Raw genomic sequence first — 21,038 nt, 5'->3', positions numbered from 1 at the left:
TTATGAATGACGTCTGGATAATTAAAACAACAACAGGGATTCAGCATCACCAGGGGAAATATGCGCGCTATAGATCCGTTCGCGACAGCATCAGCTTGACCGTTAATATAAACTGTATAAACAGACCAAACGCTAAGCCAGGATTTCACCTCCGCTTACCACTATAATTATTTACACGATGGAAAAAACCATGGCTATACGTAAAATAAATATTATTGACGCTAAATGGCCCTTTCTTTCATCAATAAAAATCTTAAGCATTGGCGTGTTGCAACTTTCCCTGCTGGGTAAATTCCTGCAGGCAGAAGCATTCAATTTTCTGGCTGTCGTGATTGCCGGCCTTTTGGTCATAGATACACTGGCGGATCGCGGTTTTTCAAACAAAGTGATTCGCTATTCTCCCCTCTCCGACAATACGTTGTCTGTCATATATTGGGGGAATGTGTTAATGGGCCTCCTCATTTTTTCTGCGCTTTTTATTTCCGGCATTGTTGCCGATCATCTTTTTAACCAGCCAGAGATTACCATGATGCTGGAGATGGCAGCGGTCATCTTTATTATCATCCCTCAGGGTCAACATTACCGCGCGATCTTGCAGCGCGAAAAGCAGTATTCCGATATCGCTTTTTGTGAAATATCATCCGTATTCGTTGGACTGATCATTACGCTGCTGACTGTGTGGAGCACGCCTTCAGTGTTATGCGCGTTATGGGGCTATCTGGCAATGATTTCAGTAAGGATGCTGGCTTACTGCTGTTATGGCCGGGTCTGGTTTCAACCCGAGTATCAATTTAATCTGAAAACCTTTTTCCAGGTTTGTATCAGGAACGTACCGCGATAAGAAGGTATTTGGACTTCAGGCATCTGAAAAAAGGGCTTCACGTGCTGCCAGTCAGCACGTTTTTTTGAGAACACACAGCCCTTTCCGTTATTGGTTATTCCTGCGGATTCTGTCCTGCTTTTCACCGGCTTCTGCATGCGGGCTGCCATTCACCCAACAGGGTTTCACCCTGCATGGCTTTCTTGCGTTGTTTCCTTTCCCTGTTTAGACCAACATAATGTCATGGCAGAGAGCAAGATCAGGGCAATGCGTCAGCGCCCCCTGGCGTGTCTGGATTAAAACCAATAAAAAATTTCATCTCTACTGGTGTCTTCCCCCATGCACCTTATTGATTATTAATGTCTTATCCAGAACGGGATAATTTTTACTAATACTTTTAACGTAACTAACAGAAAATCTCAGTCGCGCCGTGCTCTTCAGTGGCGTAGCCTTGCCGCCGTCTTCCTGGAGCCTGCTATGTTACTTACTGTTCTCTATATCATTGGTATCACCGCTGAAGCGATGACGGGTGCACTTGCCGCCGGCCGTCGTAAAATGGACCTGTTTGGCGTGATCATTATTGCTTCTGTGACCGCGATAGGCGGGGGTTCAGTACGCGATATTCTGCTTGGCCATTATCCACTGGGTTGGGTAAAGCATCCTGAGTACATCATGATCGTCGCCGCGGCTGCCGTGGTGACCACCTTTGCCGCGCCGTTGATGACACATCTGCGCAAGGTATTTCTGGTTCTGGATGCGCTGGGTCTGGTGGTGTTCTCCATCATTGGCGCTCAGGTTGCGCTGGATTCAGGTCATGCCATGATCATTGCCGCGATAAGTGCCGTCATCACCGGCGTATTTGGTGGGGTTTTGCGTGATATGTTTTGTAATCGTATCCCGCTGGTTTTTCAAAAAGAGCTTTACGCCGGTATCGCTTTCGCTTCTGGCTGGATGTACATCCTGCTACTGAAAACGCCTCTGGCACATGAGCTGGTGATCATCATCACCTTACTTTTCGGTTTCTTTGCCCGCCTGCTGGCACTGCGGTTTCGACTCGGCTTGCCCATCTTCAATTATCCCCACCCTGAACACTGATGATGCCGGGATGCCCTGCTGCTGCAAAAAGGTAATCAACTTCCGCAGCCCGGCATCCTGAAATTGTGCGGCAATGCGTTCAGCACGCCTTGCGCCCACGCCGGGCAGCGCTTGCCAGGTTTGCACATCACGAGCCAGCAAGGGTTCCCACTCTTTATCGGCCAGGGCGCGAAGTGCCTTTTGGGGCAACGCGATGCCCAATGCGTTAACCCAGCGACGCAAAGGTTGCTGGCGGGTCAATTCGAACCTATGCCAGATTTGCTGTGCTCTTTCAGAGGAGATGCCTGCTGCAGCGGCAATCTGTTCTGGCGTAATCGTCAGCCAGGAAAACAGGTGCGTAATACAACCGGTATCCAGTAGTCGCTGCCAGGTGCTGCGCTGAACGCCGGGAATATTCAGCACGAACTTTTGACTCAGCCAGCTCAGGCGAGCCAGTAACTGGCGATGGCAATCCGGCGTTAACGTATAACAACTCAGATGAGTGAAGTGCTCAGAACCCGGTGGCTCAGGGTAATCACGCTGCGCCACGCGCCAGATAACGCGCTCCAGCCGGGGAATTCCCTGTCCTGCCAGGCTAACCGTCACCTGATCTCCCGCGATGACATCCTTCTCTCGCCAGCGTTTTAACGACCCTATGTTGACACGCCTGACGGTTTTGTCATCAAGCTGAACGGGCTGAATATTCAGTACGACCGCCACCTTTCCCGTTCGTCCTATTGAGAAATCTACGGATCGTACCTCACTGCTCACCTCCGGTGGCTGGTATTTCCAGGCGATGGCCCACTCACCCTCACCGGGCTGCCAGTACTTTCCTGCCGGGCGGGCAGCCTGGTGCACAACAATACCGTCGGTAACAAAAGGCAAGGGCGCGTGAAACCAGCGCTCGCGCCAGCTTGCCGCATCCTCTTCATCCTGAACGGGTTGAGTCCAGTGGCTGGCGAGGTCAAAGCCCCATGAGCTCAACCGGGCCAGACGTTCAGGCATACTCGCCGGCCCGTCAGGCCAACTCCAGATAAAAATACCCAGTTGTGCCAGCAGCGGCGAGTCAGCCTGGCTCATCATTGCCCCTGCCACACGGGCTCTGGCATTCCTGCCGCCGTCCACAGCCTGCTGATGACCGGTCATCCTCAAAAAAAGCTCGCCCTGCAGTACGATGCTGCCTTGCTGACTGTCGATAACCGATGGAATGGCAGGAATATTACGGGCTTTCGCCAGCCACTGCTCGCCGTGTAACCCATCGCCGCGGCTGATTAGCGAGACCAGTTTTCCCTGTCGATAGATCAGGGAGACGGCAACGCCATCGATTTTTGGTTGTACCCAAAGATCGTTTCGTGCCTGCATCCAGTAACCCAGCGCACGTTTATCCCGTACTTTTTTAACGCCGGTGTGCGCAACGGGATGCCACTGCGTACCGTCCTCAGGCAAGGCAGGCACATATTCATCCGCAGCCTGAGTAAAACAGCGCTGCCAGTGGTTAAGCCGCTGCTGCAAGCTATCGTAGTCTGCGTCACTAACCAGCGAGCGCCCTTGCTGGAAATACGCCTTATCCCACTGCCGAAGTTGCTGTTGCAAATGCGCGATCTCACTGACGGCACGCGCTGACGTCCAGGCGGGGCACAAAGCCGCAAGGGAAGAAAACGTGCTAAATATCAGTAGCAGCCCAACAATAAACATCCCTCTCATCCGTCACCTCCTGATTTTGAACCATTCAATCTCTGAACATCAGGCTGAGCCAGCCCTGTTCCGGTGTTCTGGAACGGGTTAGGCGAACAAAGAGTTGTGTTTTCAGCTGCTGCAGGCTGGGCTACGTAGCATGTCGCATAAACTTTTCGCTTTGAGGATGGCGCAAACGCTGCGTGGGGCGGGGAAGCTGTGTATACTGTGCAGGAAACCGACTCCGCACTTAATCAATTCAAGAAAATCATGGCCCAAGGTACGCTCTATATTGTTTCTGCGCCCAGTGGTGCAGGAAAATCCAGTCTGATTCAGGCACTGTTAAAAACGCAGCCGCTGTATGATACGCAAGTGTCTGTTTCCCATACCACCCGTGGTATGCGTCCGGGCGAAGCGCATGGTGAACATTACTTCTTTGTTCAACAGCATGAGTTCGAAAAAATGATCGCGGAAGATGCTTTTCTGGAGCACGCGAAAGTTTTCGACAACTATTACGGCACCTCGCGTAAGGCAATTGAACAGGTCCTGGCGACCGGCGTGGACGTTTTTCTTGATATTGACTGGCAGGGCGCGCAGCAAATTCGCGCTAAGATGCCAGAAGCGCGCAGCATATTTGTCTTGCCGCCTTCGAAAGAAGAACTGGATCGTCGCCTGCGTGGTCGCGGTCAGGACAGCGAAGAGGTCATTGCGCGTCGGATGGCACAGGCCGTGGCAGAAATGAGCCACTACGCCGAATACGACTATTTAATTGTGAATGATGATTTTGATCTGGCGTTATCGGATCTGAAAACCATTATTCGCGCAGAACGTCTGCGCATGGCCCGTCAGAAAGCGCGCCATGATGCTTTAATCAGCAAACTGTTGGCAGTCTGAACCCAGTTTCAGTATGATGCCGAGTCATTTCTTCATCTGTGGAGTAGCACACCTATGGCACGCGTAACCGTTCAGGACGCAGTAGAAAAAGTTGGTAATCGTTTTGACCTGGTGTTGGTCGCTGCACGTCGTGCACGTCAGATGCAGGTAGGCGGAAAAGATCCGCTGGTTCCGGAAGAGAACGATAAACCTACCGTTATCGCACTGCGCGAAATCGAAGAAGGTTTGGTCACCAATCAGATTTTAGATGTGCGTGATCGTCAGGAGCAGCAAGAGCAGGAAGCCGCTGAGTTACAGGCCGTTACCGCTATCGCTGAAGGTCGTCGTTAACAGCTAGCTGCAGGTCAACCTTGTATCTGTTTGAAAGTCTCAATCAACTGATTGAACAATACTTGCCTGAGGACCAGATTAAGCGCCTCAAGCAAGCTTATCTTGTGTCACGTGATGCCCACGAGGGACAGACACGCTCCAGCGGCGAGCCTTACATCACCCATCCTGTTGCAGTAGCCTGTATTCTGGCAGAAATGAAGCTCGACCATGAAACGCTCATGGCCGCGCTTTTGCACGATGTTATTGAAGACACGCCAGCCACCTATCAGGATATGGAACAGCTGTTTGGCAAGAGCGTTGCCGAACTGGTTGAAGGCGTTTCAAAGCTGGATAAGCTGAAATTCCGTGACAAGAAAGAGGCGCAGGCAGAGAACTTCCGCAAGATGATTATGGCAATGGTGCAGGATATCCGTGTCATTCTCATCAAGCTGGCTGACCGTACCCACAACATGCGAACGCTCGGGTCGTTACGTCCCGATAAACGTCGTCGCATCGCGCTCGAAACGCTGGAAATATACAGTCCACTGGCGCACCGCCTGGGTATTCATCACCTAAAAACAGAACTGGAAGAGCTCGGTTTTGAAGCGCTCTATCCCAATCGTTTTCGGGTGATTAAAGAGGTCGTGAAAGCGGCCCGCGGCAACCGTAAAGAGATGATTCAAAAAATCCTCTCTGAAATCGATGGCCGCCTGCAGGAAGCCGGTATCCCCTGCCGGGTAAGTGGGCGCGAAAAGCACCTTTACTCTATCTACCGCAAAATGACGCTCAAAGAGCAGCGTTTTCACTCGATCATGGATATCTATGCCTTTCGCGTTATCGTCAAAGATTTAGATACCTGTTATCGCGTGCTGGGTCAGATGCACAGCTTGTACAAGCCGCGTCCGGGCCGGGTAAAAGACTATATTGCAATCCCCAAAGCTAACGGCTATCAATCTTTGCATACCTCGATGATCGGGCCACATGGCGTACCGGTTGAGGTGCAAATCCGTACCGAAGATATGGATCAGATGGCTGAAATGGGGGTTGCCGCGCACTGGGCCTATAAGCAGGCAGGCGAAAGCGGTACCACGGCGCAAATCCGCGCTCAGCGTTGGCTGCAAAGCCTGCTTGAACTGCAACAGAGCGCCGGCAGTTCATTTGAATTCATCGAAAGCGTGAAATCCGATCTCTTCCCGGATGAGATCTACGTCTTTACGCCAGAAGGCCGTATCGTCGAACTGCCGACAGGCTCCACGCCGGTCGATTTCGCCTACGCGGTACATACCGATATTGGTCATGCTTGTGTAGGCGCGCGCGTTGATCGTCAGCCTTATCCGCTGTCTCAGACGCTCACCAGCGGCCAAACTATCGAGATCATCACCGCGCCCGGCGCGCGTCCTAACGCCGCCTGGCTCAACTTCGTGGTCAGTTCCAAAGCTCGCGCTAAGATCCGTCAGCTACTGAAAAACCTCAAGCGCGAAGACTCGGTAAACCTGGGACGTCGCCTGCTCAGCCATGCAATGGGCGGCAGTCGTAAACTGGCGGAAGTACCGGCTGAAAACATCAAGCATGAGCTTGATCGCATGAAACTGACGTCACTGGACGATCTGTTAGCGGAAATCGGTCTGGGTAATGCAATGAGCGTGGTCGTGGCCAAGAACCTGCTCCAGACCGACACCAGCACGCTCAGCAATAACAAAAAACAAGGCAAGCTGCCCATCAAAGGTGCAGACGGTGTGCTGATTACCTTTGCGAAATGCTGTCGCCCTATTCCTGGCGATCCCATTGTCGCTCACGTCAGCCCCGGTAAAGGCCTGGTTGTTCACCATGAATCCTGTCGAAATATTCGCGGCTACCAAAAAGAGCCAGAAAAATTCATGCCGGTAGAGTGGGATAAAGTCACCGAACAGGAGTTTGTGGCTGAGATCAAGGTGGATATGTTTAACCACCAGGGTGCACTGGCTAATCTCACGGCAGCCATTAATACCGCCGGATCCAATATTCAGAGTCTGAATACCGAAGAGCGCGATGGCCGCGTTTACAGTGCCTTTATCCGTCTGACCGCACGCGATCGCGTCCACCTGGCGAATATCATGCGTAAGATTCGTGTGATGCCGGATGTGATCAAAGTTCACCGCAACCGTAACTAGTGCATGAATCCTCAACGCTTTGCTCGTATCCAGGAAATGCTGGCCCTGCGCCAGCACGACCTTACCGTCTGCATGGAGCAGGTGCATAAGCCTCATAACGTTTCCGCTGTCATTCGTACCGCCGACGCGGTGGGGATTCATGAGGTCCATGCCGTATGGCCCAGCCAGCGCATGCGCACTCAGGCTTCGGCATCAGCCGGCAGTAACAGTTGGGTGAACGTGGTAACGCATCGCTCAATCAACGACGCCATTAGCCATCTTAAAACGCAAAACATGCAGATACTGGCGACCAACCTCTCTGCTGACGCCGTGGATTTTCGTGAGATTGATTACACCAAACCCACCTGCATTTTGATGGGGCAGGAAAAAACCGGTATTACTGATGAAGCTCTGGCGTTGGCCGATCGTCATATCATTATTCCGATGGTCGGTATGGTTCAGTCACTCAACGTTTCCGTTGCATCTGCCCTGATTCTTTATGAAGCGCAGCGCCAGCGTCAAAATGCCGGTATGTATCAACGTCAGGCCAGCCTTTTAGCCCCGGAAGAGCAACAGCGCCTGCTGTTTGAGGGCGGCTATCCCGTTCTGGCCCGCGTGGCAAAGCACAAGCGCATGCCGTATCCTTATATCAATGCTCAGGGCGAGATAGAAGCCGATGAAACCTGGTGGGCAACGATGCAATCTACAGGCAGAAGTAAGAAATGAAAGGCCGTCTGCTGGATGCCATCCCGCTCAGTACCCTGACCGGCGTCGGCGCCAGTCAGGCGGCAAAGCTGGCTAAAATTGGCCTGCATACCATTCAGGATTTACTGCTTCACCTTCCCCTGCGTTATGAAGATCGTACCCAACTTTATGCCATTAATGACCTGTTACCGGGCATTTGGGCAACTGTTGAAGGCGATGTCCTGCATACCGAGATTACTTTTGGCCGCCGGCGCATGATGGTGTGCCAAATCAGTGACGGCAGCGGCGTGCTGAGCATGCGCTTCTTCAACTTTAATGCCGGGATGAAAAACAGCCTCGCGCCGGGCAGACGTGTCACCGCCTATGGTGAAATAAAACGTGGCCAGCGCGGTGCAGAAATCATTCATCCGGAATACCGTGTACAGGGCGAGCACAGCACTGTGACGCTGGAAGAAACCCTGACGCCCGTTTATCCCACAACTGATGGCATTCGTCAGGCGACGATGCGCAACCTTACCGACCAGGCGTTAACTTTGCTGGAAAACTGCCCGATTACGGAACTGTTGCCGCAGGCGTTAAGCGGCGGACTGATCAGCCTGCCCGAGGCCTTACATACGCTGCATCGGCCACCGCCAGATGTGAAACTCAGCGAACTTGAAAGCGGGCACCATCCTGCGCAGCGCAGGCTGATTCTGGAAGAACTGCTGGCGCATAACCTGAGTATGTTGGCGGTTCGGGCTGGCGCACAGCGCCATTATGCTCTGCCCATGCCTGCCCGGCACACATTGAGTGACCAGTTACTGGCCGCTCTGCCTTTTTCGCCCACTTCTGCCCAAAAACGCGTGGTCGCCGAGATTGAGAAAGACCTGGCCAATGACTTCCCCATGTTGAGATTGGTCCAGGGAGACGTCGGCTCAGGAAAAACGTTAGTTGCCGCCCTCGCCGCCCTGAACGTTATTGCTCACGGCAAACAGGTGGCGATGATGGCACCGACAGAGTTGCTGGCCGAACAGCATGCAATCAATTTTCGTCAATGGCTCGCGCCACTGGGTCTGGAAGTCGGCTGGCTGGCAGGTAAACAAAAAGGCAAAGCGCGTCAGGCGCAGCAGGATGCCATCGCGAGCGGTAGTGTCGCCATGGTCGTTGGCACACATGCACTGTTTCAGGAGCAGGTGAAGTTCAACGGGCTGGCGCTGGTGATTATTGATGAGCAACACCGGTTTGGTGTTCATCAACGGCTCGCGCTATGGGAAAAGGGGGAGGAGCAGGGCTTTCATCCCCATCAGCTGATCATGACCGCCACTCCCATTCCGCGCACGCTGGCCATGACCGCCTATGCCGATCTGGATACATCAACCATTGACGAATTGCCGCCAGGCAGGACGCCGGTCACGACCGTTGCCATTCCGGACAGCCGTCGCAGTGAGATTATTGAGCGCGTACAAAAGGCCTGTCACGAGGGCCGTCAGGCTTACTGGGTCTGTACGTTGATTGAAGAATCGGACCTGCTGGAAGCCCAGGCGGCAGAAGCCACATGGGAAGAACTCAACGTGGCGCTGCCTGATTTGCGGGTGGGACTGGTGCATGGTCGTATGAAACCGGCGGAAAAGCTGGCAGTCATGCAGGCTTTCAAAGCGAACGAGATCCAGCTGTTAATCGCTACTACCGTAATTGAAGTCGGCGTGGACGTGCCAAACGCCAGCCTGATGATTATTGAAAACCCGGAACGGCTTGGGCTGGCTCAGCTGCACCAGCTACGCGGACGCGTGGGACGGGGTGCGGTTGCCTCTCACTGTGTGCTGCTGTACAAAGCGCCGCTGAGCAAAACGGCGCAGAAGCGTTTGCAGGTGCTACGCGACAGCAACGACGGCTTTGTGATTGCCCAACACGATCTGGAGATTCGGGGGCCGGGTGAACTGTTGGGAACGCGCCAGACCGGTAATGCTGAGTTTAAGGTTGCCGATCTCCTGCGCGATCAGGCCATGATTCCTGAAGTTCAACGCGTCGCACGGCATATCCACCAGCACTATCCTGAACAGGCACACGCCCTAATCGAGCGCTGGCTGCCGGAAACCGGCCGCTACAGCAACGCCTGACACTTTTTTTGCCACCGTTAGCAAACGTTTGCTTTTGAGCCGTTGCAGATTACAATCGCCTCACTTTTTTTGGGAACCGTTACAATGTCGACCAATCAGCAGCCAGCCTCCTCATCCGCCAGTAAAAGTGAACTGATCTACCGCCTGGAAGATCGCCCGCCGCTTGCGCAAACCCTGTTTGCAGCCGGTCAGCATTTGCTGGCCATGTTCGTCGCGGTGATTACGCCCGCGCTGCTCATCTGCCAGGCATTGGGTTTACCGGCGCAGGACACACAGCACATCATCAGCATGTCTCTGTTTGCCTCTGGCGTAGCCTCAGTGCTGCAAATTAAAACGTGGGGGCCGGTTGGCTCAGGTTTGCTGTCTATTCAGGGCACCAGCTTTAACTTTGTCACACCGCTGATTATGGGTGGGATGGCGCTGAAGAACGGCGGCGCAGATGTGCCCACGATGATGGCGGCGCTGTTTGGAACGCTGATGATCGCATCCTGCACGGAAATGGTACTGTCACGGGTGCTGCACCTGGCTCGCCGTATCATCACGCCCCTGGTGTCCGGTATTGTCGTAATGATCATTGGGTTATCGCTTATTCAGGTTGGCCTCACCTCCGTCGGCGGCGGCTTTGCCGCCATGAACGATCACAGTTTCGGCGCACCGAAAAACCTGCTGCTGGCCGGCGTCGTTCTGGTCGTGATTATCCTTCTGAACCGTCAAAAAAATCCTTATCTCCGCGTTGCCTCCCTGGTGATTGCAATGGCGGTGGGCTACCTGCTGGCCTGGGCGATGAATATGCTGCCATCCATCAGCACACCGGCCGATCAGCCGATCGTGGCGTTGCCGACTCCGCTTTATTACGGTCTGGGTTTTGACTGGAATCTGCTCATCCCGCTCATGCTGGTGTTTATGGTGACCTCGCTGGAAACGATTGGTGATATCACCGCAACCTCAGATGTATCGGAACAACCGGTGAGCGGCCCCATCTATATGAAGCGCCTGAAAGGCGGCGTGCTCGCTAACGGCCTGAACTCCTTTGTCTCTGCCCTGTTTAATACCTTTCCTAACTCCTGTTTTGGGCAGAATAACGGCGTTATCCAGCTGACCGGCGTTGCCAGCCGCTATGTTGGTTTTGTTGTAGCGCTGATGCTTATCCTGCTGGGTCTGTTTCCGGCGGTGAGTGGACTGGTGCAGCATATTCCTGAGCCGGTTCTGGGCGGCGCAACTATCGTGATGTTTGGTACCATCGCCGCATCCGGCGTACGTATTGTCTCCAGAGAGCCGCTCAACCGGCGTGCAATCATGATTATCGCCCTCTCACTGGCCGCAGGACTTGGCGTGTCACAGCAACCGCTGATTTTGCAGTTTGCACCGGACTGGTTGAAAACCTTACTGTCTTCCGGCATTGCCGCAGGGGGCATCACAGCGATTGTGCTTAATCTCGTCTTTCCACCGGAAAAGTCGTTTTAAGGCAGGCTGCGGCCTGCCTGCTATTTATGCTGATTTACATCCAGGCGGTTGAGCTATAACGATAATTCAGGCATAACAACCTTTCAGCGGACTGAACCCGGGAAGGATACGATGAAATTTATAGGAAAGTTTTTCCTTACCTTATTGTTACTACTACTGTTTGCGTTAGTGGTGCTGTATGTACTGCTGCAAACACAGTGGGGCGCGGGCTGGTTTAGCCGTTGGGTGAGCGACAAAACGGAATGGCATCTGTCGCTGAGCAAAATCGAACATAACTTTTCATCACCTACACACATTATTCTGGATGACTTCAGTTTTGGCCATGACGGACAACCGGCCGTGCTGGTCGCCAAACGCGTCGATCTTGGCATCGCCCTGATGCAGTTCAGCGATCCCTTCCATTTTGCCAGCATAGAGCTCCGTGACGGTGAGGTTAACCTGACCAATCTGGCCAGGAATAGCGCCTTACCCGTGCAGGCCGATCGCCTGCAACTGAACAACATGCGCATCGACAGTCCCGCTTCCGTTTTACCGCTTTCCGCACTGCAGGTGAATGGCGGCATTCTGCCGTGGAAACCCTTGCCCGACGATGTGCTGGGTAGAGATGCACAGTTCCAGATGAGTGCAGGCAAGATGACGCTCAATAGCGTGGCAGGTGAAAACGTGCTGATTCAGGGCAACGTGTCCCAGGGCCGTATGACGTTTAGCAACATCGGCGCGGATTTAGCCCGGGGCTCGATGACCGGTAACGGAGAGCGCGATGCGCAGGGAAACTGGAAGATCAATCAGCTCCGCCTGAACGATATCCGTTTGCAAACCGCCAGCTCGCTTGTCGATTTCCTGAAGCCGTTTGAAGAGGTGCCCTCAGTTACGCTGAACCGCGTCGATATTACCGATGCCCGGCTGCAGGGCCCTGACTGGGCGGTAACCGATCTCGATCTGACATTGAAAAATATCAGTTGGAAAGGCCGGGACTGGCAGAGTCAGGATGGCTCACTGGCGATGAACGCAGGCAACTTTATCAATGGCAAATTCGAGCTCAACGATCCCATTATCAATATGGACTTCTCGCCACAGGGGATTGCCCTGACCCAGTTCAGCTCACGCTGGGCCAACGGCGTGATCCGGGCTGACGGTAACTGGTCACGTAACGACAGACGCTTAACACTGAATAACCTGGCCGTCGCGGGCCTGGAATATACGCTGCCACAGAATTGGCGGGCGTTATGGCAGGATCCCCTTCCTGACTGGCTGGATGGGATTACCGTGACCCGTTTCACCTCAAACCGCAATTTGATTATCGACATCAATCCTGCGTTTCCTTTCCAGCTTACCTCACTGGATGGCAATGGTGAGAATCTGCAGTTGGCCCGCCAGCATCAATGGGGGATCTGGTCAGGGAAACTGAGCCTGAATGCAGCGGAATCGACTTTTAACCGTACGGATTTACGCCATCCGTCCATTGCGCTGGAGGCTGACGATCGGCAGATCAGGGTGACGGAACTCAGCGCGTTTAGCGCTAAGGGTTTACTGGAAGGCACGGCAACCGTGGGTCAGCAAACCGACCGCCCGGTTAGCCTTAACCTGACTGGTCGCGGCGTGCCCGTCAATGTCTTGCAAAACTGGGGCTGGCCCGCCCTTCCTCTGGAAGGCGACAGCAATTTCCAGCTGCGCCTGAATGCCTCCCTGAAGGCCGATCAGCCGCTGGCACCGTCAGTTAACGCCACGCTGTCGGTGAATACAGACAGCCAGCAACTGCAGCAGACCATGCAGGCAGGTCAGGTCAGGTAAAAACACACAGGGCCGCAATCGCGGCCCTGTCGTTTAATTGATGCGCGCCCCTGAGCCGCCCTCTTCGAGCGGTCCGTCCGGATCCACAGGCAACACGATGTACACGGCTTCAAATACCGCACCACACTCATCATCACCGAATAGCTGCACGTCCAGTTGAACACGGGCTTTGCGACCCCGTGCCAGGCGATCGAGATCGCCACTCAGTGAGCCAAGGTCGGCAATAGCACCCGGCCTGCCGGTGATCGGACGGCTATAGCGAATATGCGCATCGGCCAGAATAATGGTGCCACCGAGATGGCGCTCACGCAGCAGCAGCCAGATCAGCCCCCAGCCGGTAAGCGTGGCCAGCGAAAACAGGCTTCCGGCAAACAAGGTATGATGCGGGTTTTGATTACCTGTTTCCGGCATGGTGGTAATAAATTTTTGCCCGGTATATTGCAGAATCCGCACGCCCATTTTTTCACTCAGGGGGATGTGCTCGTACCAGGCCTGCTGTAGCTGCCCGCACCAGTCCGCGCGGTGTAAGATATCATCCAGCGTAACAACCGGCTTAATCATTAGAAAGTGGCGCACCGGTGTGGTCTGTGGAGCGGTAATTTCGCCCTGATTGACATATCCGAGCTTGGCAAAGAACGCCACCGCATCCTCACGCGCACTGCACGTCACACGTTTGACGCCTTCCTGACGCGCAACCGATTCCAGCGTCATCGCCACCAGCGTGCCCAGGCCTTTCCCCTGAACGGTTGGGTGTACGGCTAAAAAACGGATCGCCGCCTCATTATCCGCATTGATGTAAAGTCGCCCCACCGCAACGGGTTTACCCTGCTCATCCACCACCATTTGATGATGCGCTAACGCATCCCAGGCATCACGTTCAGAACCCTGGGGTTGATGCAGCGGCTTTCGTAACATTTCCCAGCGGAACTGATAATAGACATCCAGCTCTTCCGCCGTTTGTGGCACACGAAGATGATACATAAAATGTTTCTCTCGGTCTGATGCGGGATGGCGGAGGTTTAGCCGCGCGGTATGCGGCGTCATACCTGTAACCAGAATGTCACTGGCCCGTCGTTGACCAGCGCGACCTGCATATCCGCGGCGAAACGGCCATTCGCGGTCATCACGTCATGGCGACGGCAACACGCGCTGAAATAGTCATACAGCCGTTCTGCTTCTTGTGGCTCAGCCCCGCCGGAAAATGAGGGGCGCATGCCCTTTTGCGTATCGGCAGCCAGCGTAAACTGAGACACCACCAGCACACTGCCGCCCGCCTGTTTGACGTTCAGGTTCATCTTGCCCTGGTCGTCACTAAAAATACGATAGCCCAGCACGCGCTCCGCCAGCCGCTCGGCGCGCTTGTCATCATCACCTTTTTCAACGCCCAACAGTATTAACAATCCCTGTCCGATTTCACCCACAACAGCGTTATCAATACTGACGCTGGCACGCTGAACGCGTTGAATTAAAGCAATCATCCGTCCTCTCGTTCTTTTTCTCTTTCCTGCCGTTTGAACTGGCGGTAGTCATCTAAGGTCACGGTAATTTCCGCACCGAGAAGTACGATACACCAGGTCCAGTAAACCCACAGGAATAAAATGGGGATCACCGCCAGCACACCATAAATCAGCTGGTAAGACGGGAACATCGTAACATAGAGCGCAAAGCCCTTTTTCCCCAGCTCAAACAACAGTCCGGCGACCAGCGCCCCCGTCAACGCATCGCGCGAAGGAACCCGCTGTGTCGGGACAATACTGTATAACAGCCAAAACGACAGCCACGATAAGAGCAGCGGAAAGAAACGCAGCATCTGATCGACCAGGCTGGTTACGCCCGTCACGTTGATCCATTTCAGCGACAGCAGATAAGAGCTGATGGCTAAACTGGCACCCGCCAGCAAGGGCCCGAGCGTTAATATCATCCAGTAAACCGCAAAGGAATAGACCAGCGGCCGCTTTTTGTCGCTGCGCCAGATCGCATTCAGCGCCGAATCCACGGAATGCATGAGCAACAGCGCCGTTACGATCAACCCCACCGCGCCCACGGCCGTCATCCGGTGCACGTTTGCCACAAACTGCTCAAGGTAACGTTGCAGCGTGTTACCCGCAGCGGGCATGAAGTTGGTAAAAATAAAGTTCTTAAGCTGTACGCTAATATCAGAGAACACAGGAAACGCAGCAAACAGCGCAAAGACCACGGCAATCAACGGCACCAGCGCCAGTAACGAGACAAAGGCCAGGTTGCCTGCCTGCGTCGTCATGGCATCATTATCAATGCGCTTCCACAGCAGCTTAAGCCACAACCAGAACGCATGAAGCCCGGGGCGAAAATGACGTAACTTCATGGCTTAATGCTGACCTGCAAACCAGTCCGGCACGGTTGTGCTGTCGGTTACCAGCACGCTGTTAATTCCCAGCGCCCGCGCGCCCTCAATATTCGCGGCATTGTCATCGAAGAACACGGCCTGATCGGCGCTCACCCCTTCAGCATCTAACACATGCTGATAGATTCTCGCTTCAGGTTTACGCATGCCCAGCTCCTGTGACAGGTAGAACTTGTCAGCCGCCTGCTGTACGTCAGGATATTGCGTTGGCCAGAAGGTACAGTGCAGGGTGTTGGTGTTGGAGAGAATCACCACCCGATGTCCCGCCTGTCTTAGCTGGTGCATTACGGCCAGCGTCTCCGGCCGGACACCCACAAAAACCGCCTGCCAGCCTGCCGCGAACTGTTCATAGCTCAGCGCGATATCCAGCTTCTCACACAGGGCTTCTGCAAAGGCCTCATCACTGATTTCGCCGCGCTCATGCTGTTCAAATGCGTCATCCATATGGAAGTGGCTTTGAAGCGAGGCCAGCGGCACGCGGCTGAGGTCACTCCAGACGCCCAGTACGCGGTTAAAGTCGATATCAATAATCACATTGCCCAAATCAAAGATATACAGCATGGTGCCTCCTCGGGTTCCCTGGATCATTCACTCTAGCGGTAAAAGCGCAGCCTGAACAGGCAGCCTGGACGAGAAAAACAGAAACAGTAAATTAAGGCACGACGACACAACGTTGAAAGGGCGGAGAGAAGAAGTTACGGGCTGGTTTAGGGTAGATTTAACTCTGGGTAGCAATCGCGCAGGAAAAAAAAAGCCCCGTTTAAACGGGGCTTCCTACAGCGCAGTTATGCGTCTTTACCGCCGCGTGAAGCACGCTTACGGTCGTTTTCAGTCAGGTGACGTTTACGGATACGCACTGACTGAGGGGTCACTTCGACCAGTTCGTCATCATCAATGAACTCGATAGCCTGCTCAAGTGTCATTTTGATAGGTGGAACCAGCGTCGTCGCTTCGTCAGTACCGGAAGCACGCATGTTAGTCAGCTTCTTACCGGTCAGGCAGTTTACAGTCAGGTCGTTAGAACGACTGTGAATACCGATGATCTGGCCTTCATAAACTTCTGCACCGTGCCCCAGGAACAGCTTGCCGCGATCCTGCAGACCGAACAGGGCGAACGCAACCGCTTTACCCTGACCGTTAGAGATCAGCACGCCGTTCTGACGCTGGCCCACTTCGCCCGCACGAATATCATCGTAGTGACTGAAGGTGGAGTACAGCAGACCGGTACCTGAGGTCATGGTCATAAATTCGTTACGGAAACCGATCAGGCCACGGCTTGGGATCACGTAGTCAAGACGTACGCGGCCCTTGCCATCTGGATCCATGTTTTTCAGGTCGCCTTTACGCTCGCCCATGGCTTGCATGACTGAACCCTGATGCGTTTCTTCGATATCCAGCGTCACGTTCTCGAAAGGCTCTTGCTTACGGCCTTCGAATTCGCGGAAGATAACTTTCGGACGGGATACCGCCAGTTCGAAACCTTCACGACGCATGTTCTCGATCAGAACAGACAGGTGCAGCTCACCACGGCCCGATACGCGGAACGCGTCAGCATCTTCGGTTTCTTCAACACGCAGTGCTACGTTGTGAACCAGTTCTTTGTTCAGACGCTCAAGGATCTGACGAGACGTCACGTACTTACCTTCTTTACCGCAGAACGGAGAGGTGTTGACGTTAAAGAACATGGTAACCGTTGGCTCATCCACGCTCAGTGCTGGCAGCGCCTGCACGTTCTGCGGATCACAAATGGTGTCAGAAATGTTCAGCTCGCCCAGACCGGTAATCGCAATGATATCGCCTGCTTCTGCCAGGTCGCTGTCAATACGCTCCAGGCCCAGGTGAGTCAGCACTTTACCGACTTTACCGTTACGGGTTTTACCTTCGCTATCAATGATAGTGACTTGCTGGTTAGGCTTCACTTTACCGCGCTTGATGCGGCCGATACCGATAACGCCCAGGTAGTTGTTGTAGTCCAGCTGAGAGATTTGCATCTGCAGCGGGGCATCCGCTTCAACCTGTGGAGGCGATACATGGTCGACAATAGCCTGATACAGCGGGGTCATATCGTCAGCCATGTCTGTGTGCTCAAGACCGGCAATACCATTCAGCGCCGAGGCGAAAATGATAGGGAAGTCGAGCTGCTCGTCAGTCGCATCCAGGTTAACGAACAGGTCAAATACCTGATCAACAACCCAATCAGGACGCGCGCCAGGACGGTCAACTTTGTTGATAACCACAATCGGCTTCAAACCATGCGCGAACGCTTTTTTGGTTACGAAGCGGGTTTGCGGCATAGGGCCATCCATCGCATCTACAACCAACAGTACCGAATCCACCATAGACATTACGCGTTCAACTTCACCACCGAAGTCGGCGTGTCCTGGGGTATCAACGATGTTGATACGGTAGTCGTTCCATTTAATGGCGGTATTTTTTGCGAGGATGGTAATCCCACGCTCTTTCTCCAAATCATTGGAGTCCATCACGCGCTCGGTGGCTTCAGTACGGGCATCGAAAGTACCGGACTGTTGCAGCAGTTTATCAACCAGGGTGGTCTTTCCATGGTCAACGTGCGCGATGATGGCGATGTTACGCAAATTTTCGATCACAGCTTTTTTGCCTCAGGCATTAGAAATAACGCGGTATTGTACACGGATTAAGCGGGAGACTGAACACGATCACACTTTTCACTGAAAGTTTATTGCATTGTCGCAAAATCGCACTAATAGGCGTGCAAAATTTGCACAGCGTCGATGTTTTGCACCAAAAAAGTGCTCACTTTCAACCCAACCGCACACAAACAGTGCAATGCAACTATCATGGTGCATGACCTTTATGACAAAAAGGTGCATGACAGCGCGATTTTGTGCAAAGAAATAAAGTTGGCACAGAATTCGCTTTGTATTATCCAGATGAAAACGATGTAAGACAACGGTTACAGAGCTGGTCAGGATCAGATTCAGGAAAGACAGTTAACAGTCGTCTATTCCGTAACCCGGTTCTCGCCATGTAGACAATGACCATTTCCAGGAGAGTTGAGTATGTCCGCTGAACACGTTCTCTCGATGATGAACGAGCATGAAGTTAAGTTTGTTGACCTGCGTTTTACCGATACCAAAGGTAAAGAACAGCACGTTACTATTCCGGCTCACCAGGTTAACGCTGACTTCTTCGAAGAAGGCAAGATGTTCGATGGCTCTTCCATCGGCGGCTGGAAAGGCATTAACGAATCAGACATGGTGCTGATGCCGGATGCAACCACGGCGGTAATGGATCCTTTCTTTGAAGATTCTACCCTGATCATTCGTTGCGACATTCTTGAGCCAGGCACCATGCAGGGCTATGACCGCGATCCACGTTCTATCGCTAAGCGCGCGGAAGATTACCTGCGTTCTTCAGGCATTGCGGATACCGTTCTGTTTGGCCCAGAGCCAGAGTTCTTCCTGTTTGACGATATTCGTTTTGGTTCTTCAACTTCGGGTTCTCATGTTGCTATCGACGATATCGAAGCAGCCTGGAACACCGGCAAAGAATACGAAGGCGGCAACAAAGGCCACCGTCCAGGCCTGAAAGGCGGTTACTTCCCGGTTCCACCGGTTGACTCATCACAGGACATCCGTTCTGCCATGTGTCTGACCATGGAGCAAATGGGTCTGGTTGTTGAAGCCCATCACCATGAAGTTGCAACAGCAGGTCAGAACGAAGTGGCTACACGCTTCAATACCATGACCAAAAAAGCTGACGAAATTCAGATCTACAAATATGTCGTTCACAACGTGGCTCATGCCTACGGCAAAACGGCGACCTTTATGCCAAAACCGATGTTTGGTGATAATGGTTCCGGTATGCACTGCCATATGTCGCTGTCTAAAGGCGGTCAGAACCTGTTCTCTGGCGATAAGTACGGCGGCCTGTCTGAAATGGCGCTGTTCTACATTGGCGGCATCATCAAGCATGCTAAAGCTATTAACGCCCTGGCGAACCCAACCACCAACTCCTACAAGCGTCTGGTGCCGGGTTATGAAGCGCCGGTGATGCTGGCCTATTCAGCGCGTAACCGTTCAGCCTCAATCCGTATCCCGGTTGTTGCCAGCCCGAAAGCACGTCGTATTGAAGCGCGCTTCCCGGATCCAGCGGCTAACCCATACCTGGCGTTTACCGCACTGCTGATGGCGGGTCTTGATGGCATCATCAACAAGATCCATCCTGGCGATGCGATGGACAAAAACCTGTATGACCTGCCACCGGAAGAAGAAGCTGAAATTCCAAAAGTTGCAGGTTCACTGGAAGAAGCGCTGATTGCCCTGAACGAAGACCGCGAGTTCCTGACCCGTGGCGGCGTGTTCACTGATGACGCGATCGATGCCTATATCGAACTGCGTAAATCCGAAAACGATCGTGTGCGCATGACGCCGCACCCGGTTGAGTTCGAACTGTACTACAGCGTTTAATTTCAGAATAAGCAAATGGGTGCCGCAGACAGATCTTGCAAAGGCGGCACCGATAGTCTGAAACGTTTTTTTGTTGCCGTGGAAACTTTAGCCCATCTTCGGATGGGCTTTTTTCTCCGCGAATTCATCGTTCATTCGCTTTAATTCCGGCTTAAAGATTACAATGCACTAAATCAGTGCAGAGGAACGCTGTATGGCAACTGCCTCACTGCCCGATGCCGGGCAGATTCTCAATACCTTAATCAACAGTATTTTGTTGGTGGATAACGATTTGGTTATTCACTACGCCAACCCCGCGGCACAGCAATTACTGGCGCAAAGCTCGCGTAAATTATTCGGCACGCCGTTACCTGAACTGACCGGCTACTTTTCGCTGAATGTCGAGGTAATGCGCGAGAGTCTTGAGGCGGGCCAGGGCTTTACGGACAGTGAAGTTACCCTGGTGGTCGATGGTCGGGCACATATTATGTCGCTGACAGCGCAGCGCTTGCCTGATGGCCTGATTTTGCTGGAAATGGCGCCCATGGATAATCAACGTCGCCTGAGCCAGGAACAACTCCAGCATGCTCAGCAGGTTGCGGCACGCGATCTGGTGCGTGGGCTGGCTCATGAGATTAAAAATCCGTTAGGCGGACTGCGCGGTGCGGCCCAGCTGCTGTCTCGCGCCCTGCCCGATCCCGCGCTGAATGAATATACCAAAGTCATTATTGAACAGGCCGATCGCCTGCGGAATCTGGTGGATCGCTTATTAGGGCCGCAACAGCCCGGGATGCACATCACCCAGAGTATTCATCAGGTCGCCGAACGGGTGGTCAACCTGGTCTCGATGGAGCTGCCAGAAAATGTGTCTCTGGTCCGCGATTACGATCCCAGCCTGCCGGAGTTGCCCCACGATCCCGACCAGATCGAACAGGTACTGCTGAATGTGGTGCGTAATGCGCTGCAGGCGCTGGGCGAGGACGGTGGCACGATAGTCATTCGCACCCGTACCGCCTTTCAGCTGACGCTGCACGGTACGCGGTATCGCCTGGTCGCCCGTATTGATATCGAAGATGACGGTCCCGGCATTCCGGCTCAGCTTCAGGATACGCTGTTTTATCCGATGGTAAGCGGACGTGAAGGCGGAACCGGTTTAGGTCTTTCTATTGCCCGTAGCCTGATTGATCAGCATTCAGGAAAAATTGAGTTTAACAGTTGGCCAGGTCATACCGAATTTTCGGTTTACCTGCCTATTCGCCAGTGAGGTTT

The 21,038-nt window shown here is 53.4% G+C and carries 17 protein-coding genes; 11 read left to right on the top strand and 6 right to left on the bottom strand.

Translation table 11 applies throughout. From position 1 onward, the window contains the following. The first annotated feature begins 178 nt into the window (after positions 1–178). Together P9J57_RS00600 and P9J57_RS00595 are read left to right on the top strand one after the other, a co-directional pair. A complete protein-coding gene (locus tag P9J57_RS00600) occupies positions 179–841 on the top strand; it encodes an oligosaccharide flippase family protein (RefSeq protein ID WP_024471407.1) in 663 nt (220 codons plus the stop codon). A gap of 456 nt (positions 842–1,297) precedes the next feature. Further along, complete coding sequence (locus P9J57_RS00595) at positions 1,298–1,915, top strand: trimeric intracellular cation channel family protein (protein ID WP_013027768.1); 618 nt, start codon at positions 1,298–1,300, stop codon at positions 1,913–1,915. Here the strand turns inward: P9J57_RS00595 and ligB are convergent. Further along, positions 1,829–3,598, bottom strand: coding sequence for an NAD-dependent DNA ligase LigB (gene ligB / locus P9J57_RS00590; RefSeq protein ID WP_019105386.1), 1,770 nt, complete (start codon positions 3,596–3,598; stop codon positions 1,829–1,831). The two genes, P9J57_RS00595 and ligB, sit on opposite strands and share 87 nt — an antisense overlap. 240 nt (positions 3,599–3,838) lie before the next feature. On the opposite strand from ligB, the gene gmk reads away from it, so the two are divergent. From gmk to P9J57_RS00555, 7 genes are all read left to right on the top strand, one after another. Further along, complete coding sequence (gmk, locus tag P9J57_RS00585; RefSeq protein ID WP_014332998.1) at positions 3,839–4,462, top strand: guanylate kinase; 624 nt, start codon at positions 3,839–3,841, stop codon at positions 4,460–4,462. Between the two features lie 54 nt (positions 4,463–4,516). Further along, entirely contained in the window at positions 4,517–4,792 is a 276-nt protein-coding gene (gene rpoZ / locus P9J57_RS00580) for a DNA-directed RNA polymerase subunit omega (protein ID WP_003851346.1), read from the top strand. Positions 4,793–4,812: 20 nt separating this feature from the next. Then, positions 4,813–6,921: a bifunctional GTP diphosphokinase/guanosine-3',5'-bis pyrophosphate 3'-pyrophosphohydrolase gene (gene spoT / locus P9J57_RS00575; protein WP_013027771.1), complete on the top strand. Its 2,109-nt coding sequence runs from the start codon at positions 4,813–4,815 to the stop codon at positions 6,919–6,921. 3 nt (positions 6,922–6,924) lie between these two features. Next, complete coding sequence (gene trmH, locus P9J57_RS00570) at positions 6,925–7,626, top strand: tRNA (guanosine(18)-2'-O)-methyltransferase TrmH (protein ID WP_014332997.1); 702 nt, start codon at positions 6,925–6,927, stop codon at positions 7,624–7,626. Further along, entirely contained in the window at positions 7,623–9,701 is a 2,079-nt protein-coding gene (gene recG, locus P9J57_RS00565) for an ATP-dependent DNA helicase RecG (RefSeq protein ID WP_019105385.1), read from the top strand. Before trmH ends, recG begins: the two co-directional genes overlap by 4 nt. A gap of 84 nt (positions 9,702–9,785) precedes the next feature. Next, positions 9,786–11,165 carry a nucleobase:cation symporter-2 family protein gene (locus P9J57_RS00560; RefSeq protein ID WP_483279364.1) on the top strand — a complete coding sequence of 460 codons (1,380 nt, stop codon included), beginning with the start codon at positions 9,786–9,788 and terminating at the stop codon, positions 11,163–11,165. A gap of 111 nt (positions 11,166–11,276) precedes the next feature. Next, positions 11,277–12,956, top strand: a complete 1,680-nt coding sequence (locus tag P9J57_RS00555) for an AsmA family protein (RefSeq protein WP_028715919.1) — start codon at positions 11,277–11,279, stop codon at positions 12,954–12,956. A 33-nt stretch (positions 12,957–12,989) separates the two neighbouring features. On the opposite strand, the gene fabY is transcribed toward P9J57_RS00555, so the two are convergent. The 5 genes from fabY to typA all read right to left on the bottom strand — a co-directional run bounded on the left by fabY (position 12,990) and on the right by typA (position 17,948). Further along, entirely contained in the window at positions 12,990–13,937 is a 948-nt protein-coding gene (gene fabY, locus P9J57_RS00550; protein WP_026020958.1) for a fatty acid biosynthesis protein FabY, read from the bottom strand. Positions 13,938–13,996: 59 nt separating this feature from the next. Continuing rightward, complete coding sequence (dtd, locus tag P9J57_RS00545; protein WP_013027777.1) at positions 13,997–14,434, bottom strand: D-aminoacyl-tRNA deacylase; 438 nt, start codon at positions 14,432–14,434, stop codon at positions 13,997–13,999. Beyond that, a complete protein-coding gene (locus P9J57_RS00540) occupies positions 14,431–15,300 on the bottom strand; it encodes a virulence factor BrkB family protein (protein WP_013027778.1) in 870 nt (289 codons plus the stop codon). Before P9J57_RS00540 ends, dtd begins: the two co-directional genes overlap by 4 nt. 3 nt (positions 15,301–15,303) lie before the next feature. Continuing rightward, positions 15,304–15,900 (bottom strand): glucose-1-phosphatase, encoded by a 597-nt coding sequence (gene yihX, locus P9J57_RS00535; protein WP_028715920.1) that lies wholly within the window; start codon positions 15,898–15,900, stop codon positions 15,304–15,306. A gap of 224 nt (positions 15,901–16,124) precedes the next feature. Further along, on the bottom strand, positions 16,125–17,948 hold the full coding sequence (gene typA, locus P9J57_RS00530) for a ribosome-dependent GTPase TypA (RefSeq protein WP_014332992.1): 1,824 nt from the start codon (positions 17,946–17,948) through the stop codon (positions 16,125–16,127). Positions 17,949–18,380: 432 nt separating this feature from the next. Between typA and glnA the strand changes: the two genes are divergently transcribed. Both glnA and glnL read left to right on the top strand, forming a co-directional pair. Continuing rightward, entirely contained in the window at positions 18,381–19,790 is a 1,410-nt protein-coding gene (gene glnA, locus P9J57_RS00525; RefSeq protein ID WP_014332991.1) for a glutamate--ammonia ligase, read from the top strand. Positions 19,791–19,983: 193 nt separating this feature from the next. Beyond that, entirely contained in the window at positions 19,984–21,033 is a 1,050-nt protein-coding gene (gene glnL / locus P9J57_RS00520; protein WP_014332990.1) for a nitrogen regulation protein NR(II), read from the top strand. Positions 21,034–21,038 lie beyond the last annotated feature (5 nt).

The sequence above is a fragment of the Pantoea sp. nfd-35 genome (assembly GCF_056892255.1).
The sequence above is the reverse complement of the archived record's forward strand: the minus strand, read 5'-3'. Positions and strand labels throughout refer to the sequence as shown.

Excerpts from the sequence above, each read along its gene's own strand:
- P9J57_RS00600 (WP_024471407.1), top strand. The coding sequence starts at position 179 with ATGGAAAAAACCATGGCTATACGTAAAATAAATATTATTGACGCTAAA.
- P9J57_RS00595 (WP_013027768.1), top strand. The coding sequence starts at position 1,298 with ATGTTACTTACTGTTCTCTATATCATTGGTATCACCGCTGAAGCGATG.
- ligB (WP_019105386.1), bottom strand. The coding sequence starts at position 3,598 with ATGAGAGGGATGTTTATTGTTGGGCTGCTACTGATATTTAGCACGTTT.
- gmk (WP_014332998.1), top strand. The coding sequence starts at position 3,839 with ATGGCCCAAGGTACGCTCTATATTGTTTCTGCGCCCAGTGGTGCAGGA.
- rpoZ (WP_003851346.1), top strand. The coding sequence starts at position 4,517 with ATGGCACGCGTAACCGTTCAGGACGCAGTAGAAAAAGTTGGTAATCGT.
- trmH (WP_014332997.1), top strand. The coding sequence starts at position 6,925 with ATGAATCCTCAACGCTTTGCTCGTATCCAGGAAATGCTGGCCCTGCGC.
- recG (WP_019105385.1), top strand. The coding sequence starts at position 7,623 with ATGAAAGGCCGTCTGCTGGATGCCATCCCGCTCAGTACCCTGACCGGC.
- P9J57_RS00560 (WP_483279364.1), top strand. The coding sequence starts at position 9,786 with ATGTCGACCAATCAGCAGCCAGCCTCCTCATCCGCCAGTAAAAGTGAA.
- P9J57_RS00555 (WP_028715919.1), top strand. The coding sequence starts at position 11,277 with ATGAAATTTATAGGAAAGTTTTTCCTTACCTTATTGTTACTACTACTG.
- fabY (WP_026020958.1), bottom strand. The coding sequence starts at position 13,937 with ATGTATCATCTTCGTGTGCCACAAACGGCGGAAGAGCTGGATGTCTAT.
- dtd (WP_013027777.1), bottom strand. The coding sequence starts at position 14,434 with ATGATTGCTTTAATTCAACGCGTTCAGCGTGCCAGCGTCAGTATTGAT.
- P9J57_RS00540 (WP_013027778.1), bottom strand. The coding sequence starts at position 15,300 with ATGAAGTTACGTCATTTTCGCCCCGGGCTTCATGCGTTCTGGTTGTGG.
- yihX (WP_028715920.1), bottom strand. The coding sequence starts at position 15,900 with ATGCTGTATATCTTTGATTTGGGCAATGTGATTATTGATATCGACTTT.
- glnA (WP_014332991.1), top strand. The coding sequence starts at position 18,381 with ATGTCCGCTGAACACGTTCTCTCGATGATGAACGAGCATGAAGTTAAG.
- glnL (WP_014332990.1), top strand. The coding sequence starts at position 19,984 with ATGGCAACTGCCTCACTGCCCGATGCCGGGCAGATTCTCAATACCTTA.